Origin of the sequence: Cryobacterium sp. MDB2-A-1 (assembly GCF_004402675.1) — a bacterium.
Lineage (GTDB): Bacteria > Actinomycetota > Actinomycetes > Actinomycetales > Microbacteriaceae > Cryobacterium > Cryobacterium glucosi.
The window spans coordinates 96,029-110,184 of the sequence record NZ_SOFK01000010.1 but is presented as its reverse complement, the minus strand read 5'-3'; the positions used below and the strand labels follow the sequence as shown (position 1 = coordinate 110,184).

The following is a 14,156-nucleotide window of genomic DNA, read 5'->3' as shown; positions in this document are numbered from 1 at the left end:
GCACCCGGATGCAGGATCTCGAAACCGTCGCTCTCGTCCTGATCATGGTGCACGTGATCGTCGGCTTCACGGCCACCGTGCTCGTGTCGGCGAACCGGTCGCCCGCGAGCGCGATCGCCTGGGTACTCACGATCGTCTTCATCCCCTACCTCGGAGCCGTCGCGTTCCTGCTCGTGGGGTTCGGACGGCTCCCCGCCCCTCGGCGGGACAAGCAACGCGAGGTCAACGAACTCATCCTGTCCCGGACGGAAGGGTTCCACCAGGTCAGCCACCGCGAACAGTGGCCGCAGTGGCTGCCGTCCGCGGTCCAGCTCAATGTCAACCTCGGTGCGCTGCCCATGGTCGGCGGCAACCGAGCCGCCTTGCTTCCGGACTACGAAGGATCCCTTGCTGCCATGACGGCGGCCGTCGACACCGCGACGGAGTACGTGCACGTCCAGTTCTACATCCTCGTGCTCGACAGCGTCACGGAGCCGTTCTTCGACGCGCTGCGCCGGGCGATCGCGCGGGGTGTCACCGTCCGGGTGCTCTCAGACCATCTCTCCGGGTTCCTCCTGCCCCGGCGGGCCGAGACACTCGCCGCCCTGTCGGACATGGGCGCCGAATGGCACGCCATGCTCCCGCTCCGGCCGTTGCGCGGGCACTGGCAACGACCCGACCTGCGCAACCACCGCAAACTCGTCGTCGTCGACGGTCGGATCGGGTTCACCGGTTCGCAGAACCTGATCGACCCGACCTACCTGAAGAAGAAGAATCTCGCGAGAGGCCTGCGCTGGCACGAGCTCATGGTGCGGCTCGACGGGCCGGTCGTCCGGGAGCTCGACGCCGTCTTCGTCACCGACTGGTACAGCGAGACAGATGCCCTGCTCCCGCTCGACACGACCCCGCTGCTGCTCGAGCCCCGGGTGGAGCACCTGGACGCGCAAGTCGTCCCGAGCGGGCCGAGTTTCGAGAACGACAACAACCTGAAGCTCTACGCCCTGCTGATCCACAAGGCCGAACGCCGGGTGAGTATCACGAGCCCGTATTTCGTGCCGGAGGAGTCCACGCTCCTCGCGATCATCACCGCGGCGTCGCGCGGACTCGACGTCGAGCTGTTCGTCTCCGCTGTCGGAGACCAGGCCCTCGTCTACCACGCCCAGCGGTCGTACTACGAGGCATTGCTGCGCGCAGGCGTCTCCATCTACCTGTACCGAGCCCCGACGGTGCTGCATGCCAAGCACTTCACGATCGATGATGACATCGCCGTGATCGGATCGAGCAACATGGACATCCGCTCATTCCGTCTCAACATGGAGATTTCGGTGCTCGTCCACGGACGGGACTTCACAACCGGCATGCGGCTCGTCGAAGACGGCTACCGGGCCAACAGCGTCAGGCTCGAACTAGCCGACTGGCTCGCACGGCCGGTCACCCAGAAAATCGGTGACAGCCTGGCGCGACTCACCTCCTCACTGCAGTGAGCAATCCGCTACGCGGTAAGCGAAATGTAACCGAATCGACTCCTTATCGAGGCTCGGCCGTGTTTGTATAGGACCAAGTTCAATTGGTATCGCTTGGTATCAGTCTGGAGGAGGAAAAAAATGTCCCAGATCGCAGCACATGGTGCCATCGAAAACCAGAGCGCCACGCACCAGCTCACGGCCGCCGACAGGTGTGACGCGTGTGGCGCGCAGGCGTACATTCGCGTCAGCGTCAACAACAGCGAACTGATGTTCTGCGCCCACCACGGTCGCAAGCACCAGGAAAAACTCTCCGCCATCGCGGACAGCTGGCACGACGAGTCCAGCAGGCTCCTCGAAGACCAGCGTTCGTAACGCGACAGGCAGTACGACCGGAAACGGCGTCGACGCGACTGAGGTCGCGGCGGCGCCGTTTTCTTGTCCGCTGTGCCTCTAGGAGTCCGCGTCGAGGCTGAGGGTGGAGACCACGACGGCCGTCGCGGCCTCCGCGATCGCATCGGCGGCAGCTGCGCGCTCCGAACGCACATAGACGCCGCCTGCCCGCGTGACGGCTGCGGAGAGGATATGGTCCGCCAGACCCGGATTGCGGGCGAGGACCGGACCGTGCAGGTGCGTGCCGAGGAAGCTCCCCATTCGGAGACCCTCCGTCTTCGCCCCGTTGCCCACGCCGCTGAGCACCCGGCCGAGAAGGGATGCCTCCGCTCCGACGTAGCTGCGGGCGTGGTTCTCGAAGCCCACGAGCCGGCCGAACGCTGATTCGACAACAAGGTCGCCCGTCGCACGCTCCGCGAGCGGGACAGCACGCCCCGCGACGAGACCGAGACCTTCGACGACGCTGCCGTCCGCGAGTTCGACTCCCCAGCTCAGGAGTTCCCAGCCGGTTCCGACCGCGAGCACGGGAACGCCCGCCGTTGTCCACGCGCGCAGAGCATTGACCAGGGGGGCCAGGAGATCGCGCGTCGCCAGGAGGTCGGAGTCGTTTCCGGAACCGATCACGATCGCGTCGACCTTGCTCGGGAGTTCCTCGAGCGACCCGACCGGCACGATGGTCGCGTCGAAGCCGGCCCAGCGGGCGCGCTGTGCGAGCACGCGTGCGTTGGCGGCGTCCCCGTTGGTGTCGAGGAGTTCGGGAAGCACGGAAAGTATCGTGAGTGCGCGCATGGCTCAACCCTCCCGGTTCGAGGCGAGGCCGAGGTGTGCGCGGGTGCGCCGCATCGAATCCGCCGAGAAGATGATGGTCTTGATGCCGTGCTCCGGATCCGGCAGGGCCAGGAAGTCGTCGAGTGCCCGGCCGAGGTCTGGCTCGATCCGGTCGACGACAACCCCGTCGTATGCGAGCTGCAGTGCAATGTCGTGGGCCTTCGATCCAGACGCGATCAGCACCCGGCCGAGGCCGGAGGTGTCGACCGGCCAGAAGTATGACGGATCGCGGACATCGGACCCGATAGCGACCAGGACCTGGTCGAGGCCGGGTTCGAGGCTGTCGACGTTGAGCTGGAAGCTCGCCGGGTTCTGCACGAGCACGAACTCGACGCGGCGGCCGCGGACGGTGACGATCTCGCCCCTGCCGAAGACGGGCGGGATCGCGGATACGGCGGCGCAGGCCGTTGCCGCGTCGAAGCGGTCCCCGAGAGCGGCCCGGGCGGCCGCGATCGCGGTGAGTGCGTCCACGGCGTAGTGCACGCCGCGCGCAGGCAAGCCGAGGTCGAAGGACCGGCCGTCGAGCAGGACCGAAGCCGAGCGACCGGAGACGCGCGTGAGCAGGATGCCGCCGACCGGCGGCATCCGCTCGGACGCGGTCACGCTGTAGCCGAGACCGCGCGGGTTCTCCGCGAGGATCTCCGCCGTCACACCGTAGCGGGCCACGGCGGCCGGGCCGTCGAGGTGGTCGACGAGGCCGAGGAGGGACGCGTCGTCTGCGTTGATGACGACGGTCCCGCTCGCACGGTTCGCGATCCTGGCCAGCATGGCCACGACCATGTCGGAGTCGTGGAAACGGTCGATCTGGTCGACCATGACGTTCGTCAGTGCCACGACCCGGGGGTTGAGCGTCGCCGAGATGAGGGCGCCGTGCCCCTCATCCATTTCGAGCACGGCCATGTCACCGTGGATCCGACCGGTGAGGCTGACCTCCTCGAGCAGGGCGGAGGTGAGTCCCTGGCTGATGTTGGCGGTCGACTGGTTCGTGAACACCGTGACGCCGTGCGCACGGAGGGCCGCGACGAGCATCTTGGTGGTCGTGGACTTGCCGCTCGAGCCGGACACGATCACGAGACCGTCTGGAAAGCCGTTCAGAACGCTCGCGAGGAACCCCGGAGCGATCTTGTTGACGACGAGGCCGGGAACCGCGGATCCCCCGCCCGGCTTTCGCCAGCGCGCGAGGACCCGCACAGTTCGGCCGACCAGGATTGCCGGTGCATAGCGCACGGGATTCTATTCGAGGTAGTCGCGTAGTGACTGCGACCGCGACGGGTGACGCAGCTTGGCCATCGTCTTGGATTCGATCTGGCGGATGCGCTCGCGGGTCACTCCGAAGGTGTCACCGATCTGGTCGAGCGTCTTGGGCATGCCGTCGCCGAGGCCGAAGCGCATCCGGATCACGCCGGCTTCGCGCTCGGAGAGCGAGTCGAGCAGGCTCTCGAGCTGCTTCTGCAGCATGGTGAATCCGACGGCGTCCGCGGGGACGACGGCCTCGGTGTCCTCGATGAGGTCACCGAATTCGCTGTCGCCGTCTTCGCCGAGCGGGGTGTGCAGGGAGATCGGTTCGCGGCCGTACTTCTGCACCTCGACGACCTTTTCCGGGGTCATGTCGAGTTCGCGGCTCAGTTCTTCCGGCGTGGGTTCGCGACCGAGGTCCTGGAGCATCTGGCGCTGCACGCGGGCGAGCTTGTTGATGACCTCGACCATGTGCACGGGAATGCGGATGGTACGGGCCTGGTCGGCCATGGCGCGTGTGATCGCCTGGCGGATCCACCACGTGGCGTATGTGGAGAACTTGAAGCCCTTGGTGTAGTCGAACTTCTCGACGGCGCGTATCAGTCCAAGGTTGCCTTCCTGGATCAGGTCGAGGAACTGCATTCCACGGCCCGTGTAGCGCTTGGCGAGCGAGACGACGAGGCGCAGGTTCGCACCCAGAAGGTGGCTCTTGGCGCGCGCGCCGTCCTTGGCGACCCAGAGGAGTTCGCGCCCGAGCGCACTCTTCTTTTCCGCGTCGGTCATCTGGGACATCTTGTCCTCTGCGAACAGCCCGGCCTCGATGCGCATGGCGAGCTCGACCTCTTCGGCCGCGTTCAACAGGGCGACCTTGCCGATCTGCTTCAGGTAGTCCTTGACGGGGTCTGCCGTTGCGCCGGTGATGGCGCTCGAGTAGACGGGGACCTCGTCCTCGTCGTCGACGAGGGACAGGACGAGCGCGCCGCTCGGGAGGGGCTCCGTCGGCGTCTTCTTGCCGTGGTCGTCGTCGTTGTGGTCGTCTTCGACCTCATCGTGACCGTTCAGGTCGTCGTGGTCGTCCGCGCCGGCCTTGGACTTCGCGCCGGCCCGCTTGCGCGGCGTGCGGTGCTCGTCTTCATCGTCGTCATCGTCGTCGTTGCCTGAACCGGCAGCAGCGACGGCGGCGGCATCGGATGCAGCTGCCGCTGCGGCTGCCTTCGCGACGGCGGCCTTGGTGGGGGCGCGCTTGATGGCGGGGGCCTTCGCCGCTGCCTTGCGGGCCGGGGCCTTGGCGGGGGCCTTCTTCGCGGCATCCGTCTCGGCAACGGTGGTCTCTTCGGTTGGCTCGGTCTTTGTGCGGGTTGCCATTCGAACACCTCTCATGCCGTCGGGTGTGCACCGGCGGCGCTGCCCGCAGGTGCGGTGAACCGGGGGAAACGGTCCGTGCGCCAAGCCGGGCAGATATGGATTTTGGGCAGTACTAGGACCCATGTCAAGTCCCGGGCTGCGCACCATCAACTGGTAACGGTGCACCCAGGACCAGAACGGGCCCTATTGACAATTATTGCATGCTTTGTGTATATAACGAGCCAGTTCAGGGCCTCTCGAACACGCTCAGCGCGAACGCGGACGCCGCCAGGCCCGCGCCACGGCGATCCAGAGGGGCGCCACCTCGACGCCCTCGTCGCGGGACAACAGGAATCGGGTGCGGCGCCGGGCGCGGAGCAGGAACACGACGCCGATCCCGACGACCAGGAACTGCACGAGGAAGGCGACCCGGAAGGATTCCAGGGAGTACAGGTTGCTCGGCGCTCCCCCGGCGACTCGCCAGCCATTCTGAAGGTCGAGCAGGACCCCGATCAGGTACACCATCACGAAACTCGCCGTGAAGCCGCCGACGTTCACGACGCCGTTGGCCGAGCCGTGGCTGCGTTTCGGATTGAAGCTGCGAGCGAAGTCGAACCCGATCAGGGAGCCGGGGCCGCCGATTCCGAGGGTGACGAGGAGTAGGACGATGAGCCAGAACGGTGGCGTTCCCGGCCAGGCGAGGACGACGGTCCAGGCCGCCGCCATCAGGATGACAACGGCGAGCACGATGTTGCTGCGGCGCTGGGGGTAGCGTGCGGTGAGGATGCCCAGGATGGGGCCGAAAACCATGCCGGCCGCGACGAGCACCATCAGCATCGAGGCGGCAAGAGCGGGGTCGTAGCCGAGGCCGTAGACCATGAAGGGGAAACCCCAGAGCATGCTGAAAACGGTTCCTGGCGACTGTGTCACGTAGTGCGACCAGAATCCGAGCTGCGTTCCCGGCCTGCGGAAGCTCTTCTTGAGCAGCACGAGCGCCTCCCGCAGGCTCGTCGGCCGAGCCTCGTCCGTCGATCCCACCGGCCGGTCCTCGATCACGACGATCACGACGACGAGCGCGACGACGGCGACGGATGCCGCGGACAGGAACGCGGGCGTCCAGCCGAAGGTGTGCAGCACCCAGGCGAGCGGAACGGCGGAGAGGACCTGGCCGAGCTGGCCGATGTTGCCGAGCCACTGCGAAAGCTGGGGCACAAGGGGGCCGTCGAACCAGGATCCGATCAGGCGGATCATGGAGATGAAGATGGCGGCGTCTCCCGCACCGACGAGCATCCGACCGGCGACGGCGGCGGTGATGTCGGTGGAAAACGCGAGGGTGACCTGTCCGCCGATCATCAGCGTTGTCCCGACGATCACGAGGATCCGGGGTCCGAACCGGTCGATGAGCACCCCGACAGGCACCTGCGCCGCTGCGTAGACCACGAGCTGCACGACGGCGAGGCTGGAGAGCAGCGCGGCGGTGCCGCCGAAGCGCTCAGACGCCGCGACTCCGGCGACGCCGAGCGACGTGCGCTGCAGGACTGCCGATAGGTACGCGAACGACCCGATGGAGAAGATGAGCCAGGAGCGACGGGAGTTCATTGCTCCCAATCTATCCGGTCCGGGCCGTTCCTCGGCTCAGGCGCCCGTGCCGTCGTCGCGGCTGCGGCGGGTCGCGAGGAAGTTCTCGAGTTCTGCTGCGATCTCGTCGGCGCTGGGAAGCTCGCCATCTTCATCGGTCAGGGGCGACCGCACGCTGCTGCCCTCCATGTAGGTGTCGTAGCGTTCCTCGAGGGTGCCAACGAGCTTCGCGAGCTCCGGGTTCTCGCGCACCTGTTCGTCGATCCGATTGATGAAATCGCGATTCTGCTCGCGGAGCTGGTCCGTCGGGAAGATCAGGCCGGTTGCCGCGCTCGTGCTCTCGAGGGCGGACAGCGCTGCAGCCGGGAATTCGGTGTCTGCGAGGTAGTGCGGGACGAGCAGCACGAACCCGACGACCGCGGCGCCGCTCTCGTGCAGGCGCAACTCCACGAGGTGCAGGACATTGGACGGAACCTGGGTGTGCGGACGCCAGACGGACATGCCCTCGATCAGGTCTGAGCGGGTGCCGCTCACGGTGACGCCGATCGGGCGGGTATGCGGAACCGGCATCGGGATCGCGTGCACCCACGTCGTCGCTGCGACGCGGAAACGCTTGCCGATCTCGAGGACGGCGGCGGTGAACTGCTCCCAGCGGAAGTCCGGTTCGAAACCGGACAGCAGCAGGAACGGCTGGCCGATCTCGTCGTGCGCGAGGTAGAGCCGAAGCACCGGCGGCTGGTAGCCGGTGAGGTGGTCGCGATCGAAGTAGATGATCGGCCGCCTGGCCCGGTAGTCGAGGAGGACATCCGCGTCGAAGGACGCGATCAGCGTGTGGGTGAGGTTTCCGAGAAGGTATTCGGTGAACTGCGCCACCGCTCCCCCGGCGTCTGCGAACCCTGTCAGGCCCGCGACGAGGTTCAGGCCCTCGGGCACGGATGCCGATTCAGCCGTCAGCTCGTAGATGTCACCAGGATCGCGCATGCCGTTAACACTAGGCCGCGTCCTCGCGGCCGGGTGGGAATCCGCGGGTCCCCGCATAGTGCCGTAAGCGAACAGGCCACGCAGGCATCACCGGCCGAACGGGCCGCACAGGGGCGGCCAGTAGCATCGAAGGATGACCGCTCCCGTTCTCTCCGTGTCCGCACAACCCGCCATCGAATCAACCGCCGACGTCCTCATCGTGGGCGCGCTCCAGTCCGCAGACTCCGCGGTGCTCTTCGCCGACCCGGCGTTCACGGCCCTGTCCACCGTCCTCGCCGACCTCGGCGTCACGGGCGCACGGGACCAGGTGGTCCGCATTCCGGCATCCGTCGGCGGCGCGCGCACGATCGCAATCGTCGGACTCGGCAAGGACGCCGGTGTCGACGCCCTGCGCGCGGCCGCCGGTTCCGCCGTCCGCCAGCTGACCGGCGTCGAGAGCGTCGCCTTCGCGTTCCCGCTCGCGAGCACCGCCGAGCTCACCGCCGTCGTCGAGGGCGCCGCGCTCGGAGCCTATTCGTACACGGAGTACCGCCAGGCGTCCCTCGCGGGCACCCGGCTTCCCGCCGGCCGCGTCACCGTGCACAGTGCGCTCGACGGAACGGACGCCGTCGCCCACGCCCTCGTCGTGTCGGAGGCCGTCGCCCTCGTCAAGGACCTCGTGAACATGCCGGCGTCCGATCTGTACCCCGAGGCGCTCGCCGACCGCGCAGTCGCCGCCGCCGCAGACCTGCCCGTCACGGTCAGGGTCTGGGACGAGGCCGAACTCGCCGCCGACGGTTTCGGCGGCATCGCCGGCGTCGGCCAGGGTTCCACCCGTCCGCCGCGCCTGGTCAAGGTCAGCTACGCGCCCGAAACCGCGAGCCGTCACATCGCCCTCGTCGGCAAGGGCATCACCTTTGACACCGGCGGACTCTCCCTCAAGCCGGCCGGCTCCATGGTCGGCATGAAATACGACATGACCGGCGCTGCAACGGTGCTCGCTGTCGTGCTCGCCGCGGCCCGCCTCTCCCTCGACGTGCGCATCACTGCGTGGCTCTGCATCGCGGAGAACATGCCGTCCGGCAACGCGATCCGCCCGAACGACGTTCTTCGCATCCGCGGAGGCCGCACGGTCGAGGTGCTCAACACGGATGCCGAGGGTCGTCTCGTCCTCGCCGACGGGCTTGTCGCAGCGGGTGAGGAAGAACCCGACGCGATCATCGATGTCGCTACCCTGACGGGAGCCGCCATCGTCGCCCTCGGCAACCGCTACTACGGCGTCATGGGTGAAGACGCCCTCGTCGCCCGCGTGCTCGCCGCCGGTGCCGGTGTCGGTGAACAGCTGTGGGCGATGCCGCTCCCCGACGAGCTCCGCGCCACGCTGAACTCCGACGTCGCCGACATAGCGAACGCCAAGATGGGCTCGAGTGCCGGCGGAATGCTCCTCGCCGCCGTCTTCCTGCGCGAGTTCATCGGGACCCGCGGGACCGGGGACGATGCCGTGACCATCCCCTGGGCGCACCTCGACATCGCCGGACCTGCGCACAACACCGGAGGCGGCTGGGGCTTCACGAACGCGGGTCCCACCGGCGTTTCGGTGCGCGCTTTGCTGCGTCTGGCCGAGGACTTTTCGCGCCCGTAGTACAGTCGAGGTGGCATGGGGAAGAAAGCGCCCGGCTCACGGGTGTCATCGATTCCCGTCCCGCAGACTTTTTGTGCTTTTCCGCTTGTGAGTACGCGCTTGTGTCCAGCGCCCGTATGTGAATAAAAGGGAGTCCCTGAGTGTCGGAACAGAATTTTGACCTTGTCGTTCTCGGTGGAGGAAGCGGTGGCTACGCAGCAGCGTTACGCGCCGTCCAGCTCGGCCTGACCGTCGGCCTGATCGAGAAGGGAAAACTCGGCGGCACCTGCCTGCACGTCGGGTGTATCCCGACGAAGGCCCTGCTGCACTCGGCCGAGGTGGCCGATGTCAGCAGGGAAGCCGCGAAGTACGGCGTGAAGACCCAGTTCGAGGGCATCGACATGGCGACCGTCACGGCCTTCCGTGAGGGAATCGTCGCATCCAAGTACAAGGGCCTCCAGGGCCTGATCAAGGCACGCGGCATCACCGTCATCCAGGGCGAAGGCCGCCTCGTGGCGCCGAACACCGTCCAGGTCGGCGACGACCGCATCGTCGGCAAGAACGTCGTCCTCGCCACCGGCTCGTACTCGCGATCCCTCCCGGGCCTCGAGATCGGCGGCCGCGTCATCACGAGTGAGCAGGCCCTCGAGTTGAACTTCGTCCCGAACAAGGTCGCCGTGCTCGGCGGCGGCGTCATCGGAGTCGAATTCGCGAGCGTCTGGAAGTCCTTCGGTGCAGACGTCACCATCATCGAGGCGCTGCCGCACCTCGTCCCGAACGAAGAGGAATCGGTCTCCAAGCAGCTTGAGCGCGCCTTCCGCAAGCGCGGGATCGAGTACTCGCTCGGCATCCGTTTCCAGAGCGTGACCCAGCACGAGAACGGCGTTGTCGTCACCCTCGAGAACGGCTCGACCGTCGAGGCCGAGATCCTGCTCGTCGCCGTCGGACGCGGACCGGTCACGGCCGGACTCGGCTTCGACGAGGTCGGCGTGGCGATGGATCGCGGCTTCGTCCTCACGGACGAACGCCTCGCGACGAACATCCCCGGCGTCTACGCCGTCGGCGACATCGTTCCCGGCCTGCAGCTCGCGCACCGCGGCTTCCAGCAGGGCATCTTCGTCGCCGAGGAGATCGCCGGCCTCAACCCGATCATCGTCGAAGACCTGAACATCCCGAAGGTCACATACTGCGACCCCGAGATCGCGTCCGTCGGCTACTCCGAGGCGAAGGCCTCCGAGAAGTTCGGCGCAGACCAGGTTTCGTCCTACGAGTACAACCTCGGCGGCAACGGCAAGAGCTCGATCCTCGGCACGAGCGGTTCGATCAAGGTCGTCCGGGTCAACGACGGCCCGATCGTCGGCATCCACATGATCGGCGCGCGCGTCGGCGAGCTCATCGGCGAAGGCCAGCTCGTCGTGAACTGGGAGGCGTACCCGGAGGACATCGCCCCGTTCCTGCACGCGCACCCGACCCAGAACGAAGCGCTCGGCGAGGCATTCCTGGCCCTGGCCGGGAAGCCCCTCCACGCGATGTAGCCGTTTCCCGGCTACCGACCGTCTATAAGCTAAGTACAGATCACATAATGGTTTTGAAGGAGACAAACGCATGAGCGAATCCGTTAGCCTTCCGGCACTCGGTGAGAGTGTCACAGAGGGTACGGTTACCCGCTGGCTGAAGAACGTGGGCGACCGCGTCGAGGTCGACGAGCCCCTGTTGGAAGTATCGACCGACAAGGTGGACACGGAGATCCCGTCCCCCGTTGCCGGCATCATCGAAGCGATCCTGGTTCAGGAGGACGAAACCGTCGAGGTGGGTACCGCCCTGGTCCTGATCGGTGACGGTTCGGCCGCCGCCGCTCCCGCACCGGTCGCAGCTCCCGTGGTCGAGGCCCCGGCCGCGGCTCCCGTGGTCGAGGCGCCTGCCGCCCCCGCTCCCGTCGCAGCCCCGGTCTACGCACCCGCCCCGGTCGCAGCACCCGTCGCCCAGCCGGTCTACGCCCCGGTCCCCGTCGCAGCACCGGCACCGGTCTTTGCGCCGGTTCCCGTTGCGGCTCCGGCAGCGGTCGCAGCGCCTGCGCCCGTCGCGGCACCCGTCGTGGCAGAGCCCGCCGTCTCCCGTGGCTCCCACGCAGGCACCTCCGGCTACGTGACCCCGATCGTCCGCAAGCTCGCGAACGAGGCCGGCGTCGACCTGTCCAGCGTCACCGGAACCGGTGTCGGCGGACGTATCCGCAAGCAGGACATCACGGCAGCCATCCCGGCCGCCGCCGCCGCGGCATCCGCCCCGGCATTCGAGGTCTCGCCGCTGCGCGGCACCTCCAAGCCGATGTCCCGGCTCCGCAAGGTCGTCGCCGAGCGCGCCGTCATCTCGATGCAGTCGTCGGCCCAGCTGACGACCGTCGTCGAGGTCGACGTCACGCGCGTCGCGATCTTCCGCGACAAGGTCAAGGCATCCTTCTTCGAGAAGACCGGCAACAAGCTGTCCTTCCTGCCGTTCTTCGCCCTCGCCGCCGCAGAAGCACTCCAGGCGAACCCGATCATCAACGCCACGATCGACGGCGACACGATCGTGTACCCGGCTCAGGAGAACATCAGCATCGCCGTCGACACCGAGCGCGGTCTGCTCACCCCGGTCGTGCGCAACGCCGGCGAACTCGACCTGGCCGGATTCGCGGCCCAGATCGCCGACCTCGCCCAGCGCACGAGGGACAACAAGCTCAAGCCCGACGAGCTGTCCGGTGGAACCTTCACGCTGACCAACACAGGTTCGCGCGGGGCACTGTTCGACACCCCCGTCGTGTTCCTGCCGCAGAGCGCGATCCTCGGAACGGGCGTCGTCTACAAGAAGCCGCTCGTCGTGACGAGCGGTGGCCTCGACGCCATCGCGATCCGCTCCTCGGTCTACCTGGCGTTGTCCTACGACCACCGCATCATCGATGGCGCGGATGCCTCACGCTTCCTCGTCACGATGAAGCAGCGTCTCGAGGCGGGCGACTTCGAAGCCAACCTCGGCATCTGAGTCGGCCAGTCGGCATGTCCGGCTAGCCGGCACGTTCTGCTAGCCGGCACGTTCTGCTAGCCGGCACCGAAGAACTCGCGTAATCGCCAACCGGCCTCGCCCTTGACCACAAGGACGGAGGCCGGTTTGTCGTTTCCGGGTGCCGCTCCGCCGACGGACAGGGCCACGAGCGCGAGATTCCCGATCCGGTTGACGACCGTCGGTACGGAACCGTCGACGGTCGGGGCGCTGCTGTCGTGTGGATATCCCGTCGCGCTGCCCGTCGCACCGTCCGGCGCGTGCCCGATCAGGGCGCTGGCCCCTGCCAGTGCCGGAGAGTCCGGTTGGGACACTTCCGCAAGGCAGTCCCGATCCGCCGTGACAAGGCACAGGGCCCGTATGCGGAGCAGCGCCGCGGTGGCAGCGGCGGGGTCCTCGCCCCGCAGGACGACCTGGTCAGCAGTGGTCGGACCCGTGGCGGGCCCTTCCCCGCTCCCGAGTGCAGACCGCGGAGGAACAGCGCCGACCGAAGACGGGTGCGCACCCGAGCTGAGTGACGGTGGGGCGAGCGCTGTCCAGGCGCCGACGACGAGGATGACGGCGACGGACGCTCCGGCCAGGATCAGGCCTCGGCGCCGCCAGCGGGCGGGGTCGTCCGCGGCCGTCCACGTGCCCCGGCGCGTCGACGGCCGGGGACTTCGCTCAGGACCCGGTCTCGTTCCAGGTCCGAAGGAGTGCGCCGCCCGGCCGCGGTGCGCCCGCGGCGCAGGCACCACGCGCCGGATTCCCGTCAGCCGTCCTCCGATGGTCCCGGCGACCTGAACCGCCCAGGCCCGCAGAAGCGGCCAGACGTGCGCGTCCAGCGCGGCCTCGAGGCTCGTCAGCGGACCCTGGCCGGGGGAACGCCCCCGGATGTCCGTCGACGTCCCGTGTCCCGGGGCGACGTCGTGCCCGCCGAACCGTACCGGTGCCGCGGGAGACCATTCGAACAGCGCCCGCTCGAGTCCGGCAAGCGCCTCCCGGTACGTGCCAGAGCGCCAGGCCGCGAACAGGGCGTCGGCCGGCGGCTGCCCGCGCTTCGCGACCCGGTCGAGAACGGTCTGCACAACATCACCGCAGGCGCACCTGGCCTCGCCCTGCAGTTCGTCGCGGTCCTGCCCCGGCGGCGGCAGGTCCCGCAAACCGCCCAGGCCCCCGACGACCGGTCGGCCCGCACCGTCGAACCGGATCACACCCGGGCTGATCCCCGGATGCAGCCAGCCCCCGTCATAGAGCCGCGCAACGGCCGCGAGCACCGGCGCCAGGATCGTGACCGCCTCCCCCGGGTCCAGCAATCGCTCGCCGGCCAGGACCGCCCCGAGCGCCCCGCCGCGGTCCTCGGCCAGGACGAGGCAGACCCGGCCGTCCGGCAACGTCGCAACGTCCAGCAACCGGCCCACCCCGCCGTCCGGGATGCTCTCGAGGGCGCGCACCTCCCTGTCGATCGCCGCGCCGCCGGTGCCTGCGCCCACCGCGTGCACCTCACGGAACACCTTGAGAACGACGACCTCCCTCTGGCCGTCGATCCCGCCTTCGGCAGAGGCACCGAGGTAGACGTCGGACAGGTCACCAGAGCCGATGCGCCTCAGCACCCGGTATCCGGCGACGTTTCCGACGGCATCCGCTGGCTTCGCTGCGGAGTCCCCCACCACGGCAGGGGACTCCGCAGCAGGCGTCCTACTCCGCCGACTTCCCGCACGTCTCGTCACGCGGCGATC

At 67.9% G+C, this 14,156-nt stretch carries 11 protein-coding genes; 5 read left to right on the top strand and 6 right to left on the bottom strand.

Annotation, left to right across the window (positions count from 1 at the left end):
• The first annotated feature begins 8 nt into the window (after window positions 1-8).
• Both cls and E3O39_RS01835 read left to right on the top strand, forming a co-directional pair.
• The gene (gene cls / locus E3O39_RS01840; RefSeq protein WP_134446518.1) at window positions 9-1,463 is read left to right on the top strand and encodes a cardiolipin synthase; all 1,455 of its coding nucleotides are present in this window, start codon (window positions 9-11) and stop codon (window positions 1,461-1,463) included.
• Window positions 1,464-1,583: 120 nt separating this feature from the next.
• A complete protein-coding gene (locus E3O39_RS01835; protein WP_134446517.1) occupies window positions 1,584-1,817 on the top strand; it encodes a hypothetical protein in 234 nt (77 codons plus the stop codon).
• Window positions 1,818-1,895: 78 nt separating this feature from the next.
• Here the strand turns inward: E3O39_RS01835 and E3O39_RS01830 are convergent, their stop codons facing one another.
• From E3O39_RS01830 to E3O39_RS01810, 5 genes are all read right to left on the bottom strand, one after another.
• A complete protein-coding gene (locus E3O39_RS01830; protein WP_134446516.1) occupies window positions 1,896-2,624 on the bottom strand; it encodes a type 1 glutamine amidotransferase in 729 nt (242 codons plus the stop codon).
• Between the two features lie 3 nt (window positions 2,625-2,627).
• Window positions 2,628-3,890 (bottom strand): MurT ligase domain-containing protein, encoded by a 1,263-nt coding sequence (locus E3O39_RS01825; RefSeq protein ID WP_134446515.1) that lies wholly within the window; start codon window positions 3,888-3,890, stop codon window positions 2,628-2,630.
• Between the two features lie 6 nt (window positions 3,891-3,896).
• Window positions 3,897-5,264 (bottom strand): RNA polymerase sigma factor, encoded by a 1,368-nt coding sequence (locus tag E3O39_RS01820; protein ID WP_134446514.1) that lies wholly within the window; start codon window positions 5,262-5,264, stop codon window positions 3,897-3,899.
• 246 nt (window positions 5,265-5,510) lie between these two features.
• A complete protein-coding gene (locus tag E3O39_RS01815) occupies window positions 5,511-6,842 on the bottom strand; it encodes a nitrate/nitrite transporter (protein WP_134446513.1) in 1,332 nt (443 codons plus the stop codon).
• Window positions 6,843-6,878: 36 nt separating this feature from the next.
• The gene (locus E3O39_RS01810) at window positions 6,879-7,802 is read right to left on the bottom strand and encodes a proteasome assembly chaperone family protein (RefSeq protein ID WP_134446512.1); all 924 of its coding nucleotides are present in this window, start codon (window positions 7,800-7,802) and stop codon (window positions 6,879-6,881) included.
• Window positions 7,803-7,935: 133 nt separating this feature from the next.
• Between E3O39_RS01810 and E3O39_RS01805 the strand changes: the two genes are divergently transcribed.
• The 3 genes from E3O39_RS01805 (at window position 7,936) to E3O39_RS01795 (ending at window position 12,420) form a co-directional block, all read left to right on the top strand.
• Window positions 7,936-9,423, top strand: coding sequence for a leucyl aminopeptidase (locus E3O39_RS01805; protein ID WP_134446511.1), 1,488 nt, complete (start codon window positions 7,936-7,938; stop codon window positions 9,421-9,423).
• 140 nt (window positions 9,424-9,563) lie between these two features.
• The gene (gene lpdA, locus E3O39_RS01800) at window positions 9,564-10,937 is read left to right on the top strand and encodes a dihydrolipoyl dehydrogenase (protein WP_134446510.1); all 1,374 of its coding nucleotides are present in this window, start codon (window positions 9,564-9,566) and stop codon (window positions 10,935-10,937) included.
• A 70-nt stretch (window positions 10,938-11,007) separates the two neighbouring features.
• Complete coding sequence (locus E3O39_RS01795) at window positions 11,008-12,420, top strand: 2-oxo acid dehydrogenase subunit E2 (protein WP_134446509.1); 1,413 nt, start codon at window positions 11,008-11,010, stop codon at window positions 12,418-12,420.
• Window positions 12,421-12,476: 56 nt separating this feature from the next.
• On the opposite strand, the gene E3O39_RS01790 is transcribed toward E3O39_RS01795, so the two are convergent.
• On the bottom strand, window positions 12,477-14,087 hold the full coding sequence (locus E3O39_RS01790; RefSeq protein ID WP_134446508.1) for a hypothetical protein: 1,611 nt from the start codon (window positions 14,085-14,087) through the stop codon (window positions 12,477-12,479).
• Window positions 14,088-14,156: the final 69 nt, after the last annotated feature.

Bases quoted from the DNA above. Each gene is read 5' to 3' on its own strand.
- E3O39_RS01835 (WP_134446517.1), top strand. From the start codon at position 1,584: ATGTCCCAGATCGCAGCACATGGTGCCATCGAAAACCAGAGCGCCACG.
- E3O39_RS01805 (WP_134446511.1), top strand. From the start codon at position 7,936: ATGACCGCTCCCGTTCTCTCCGTGTCCGCACAACCCGCCATCGAATCA.
- E3O39_RS01795 (WP_134446509.1), top strand. From the start codon at position 11,008: ATGAGCGAATCCGTTAGCCTTCCGGCACTCGGTGAGAGTGTCACAGAG.
- cls (WP_134446518.1), top strand. From the start codon at position 9: ATGCAGGATCTCGAAACCGTCGCTCTCGTCCTGATCATGGTGCACGTG.
- E3O39_RS01830 (WP_134446516.1), bottom strand. From the start codon at position 2,624: ATGCGCGCACTCACGATACTTTCCGTGCTTCCCGAACTCCTCGACACC.
- E3O39_RS01810 (WP_134446512.1), bottom strand. From the start codon at position 7,802: ATGCGCGATCCTGGTGACATCTACGAGCTGACGGCTGAATCGGCATCC.
- E3O39_RS01820 (WP_134446514.1), bottom strand. From the start codon at position 5,264: ATGGCAACCCGCACAAAGACCGAGCCAACCGAAGAGACCACCGTTGCC.
- E3O39_RS01815 (WP_134446513.1), bottom strand. From the start codon at position 6,842: ATGAACTCCCGTCGCTCCTGGCTCATCTTCTCCATCGGGTCGTTCGCG.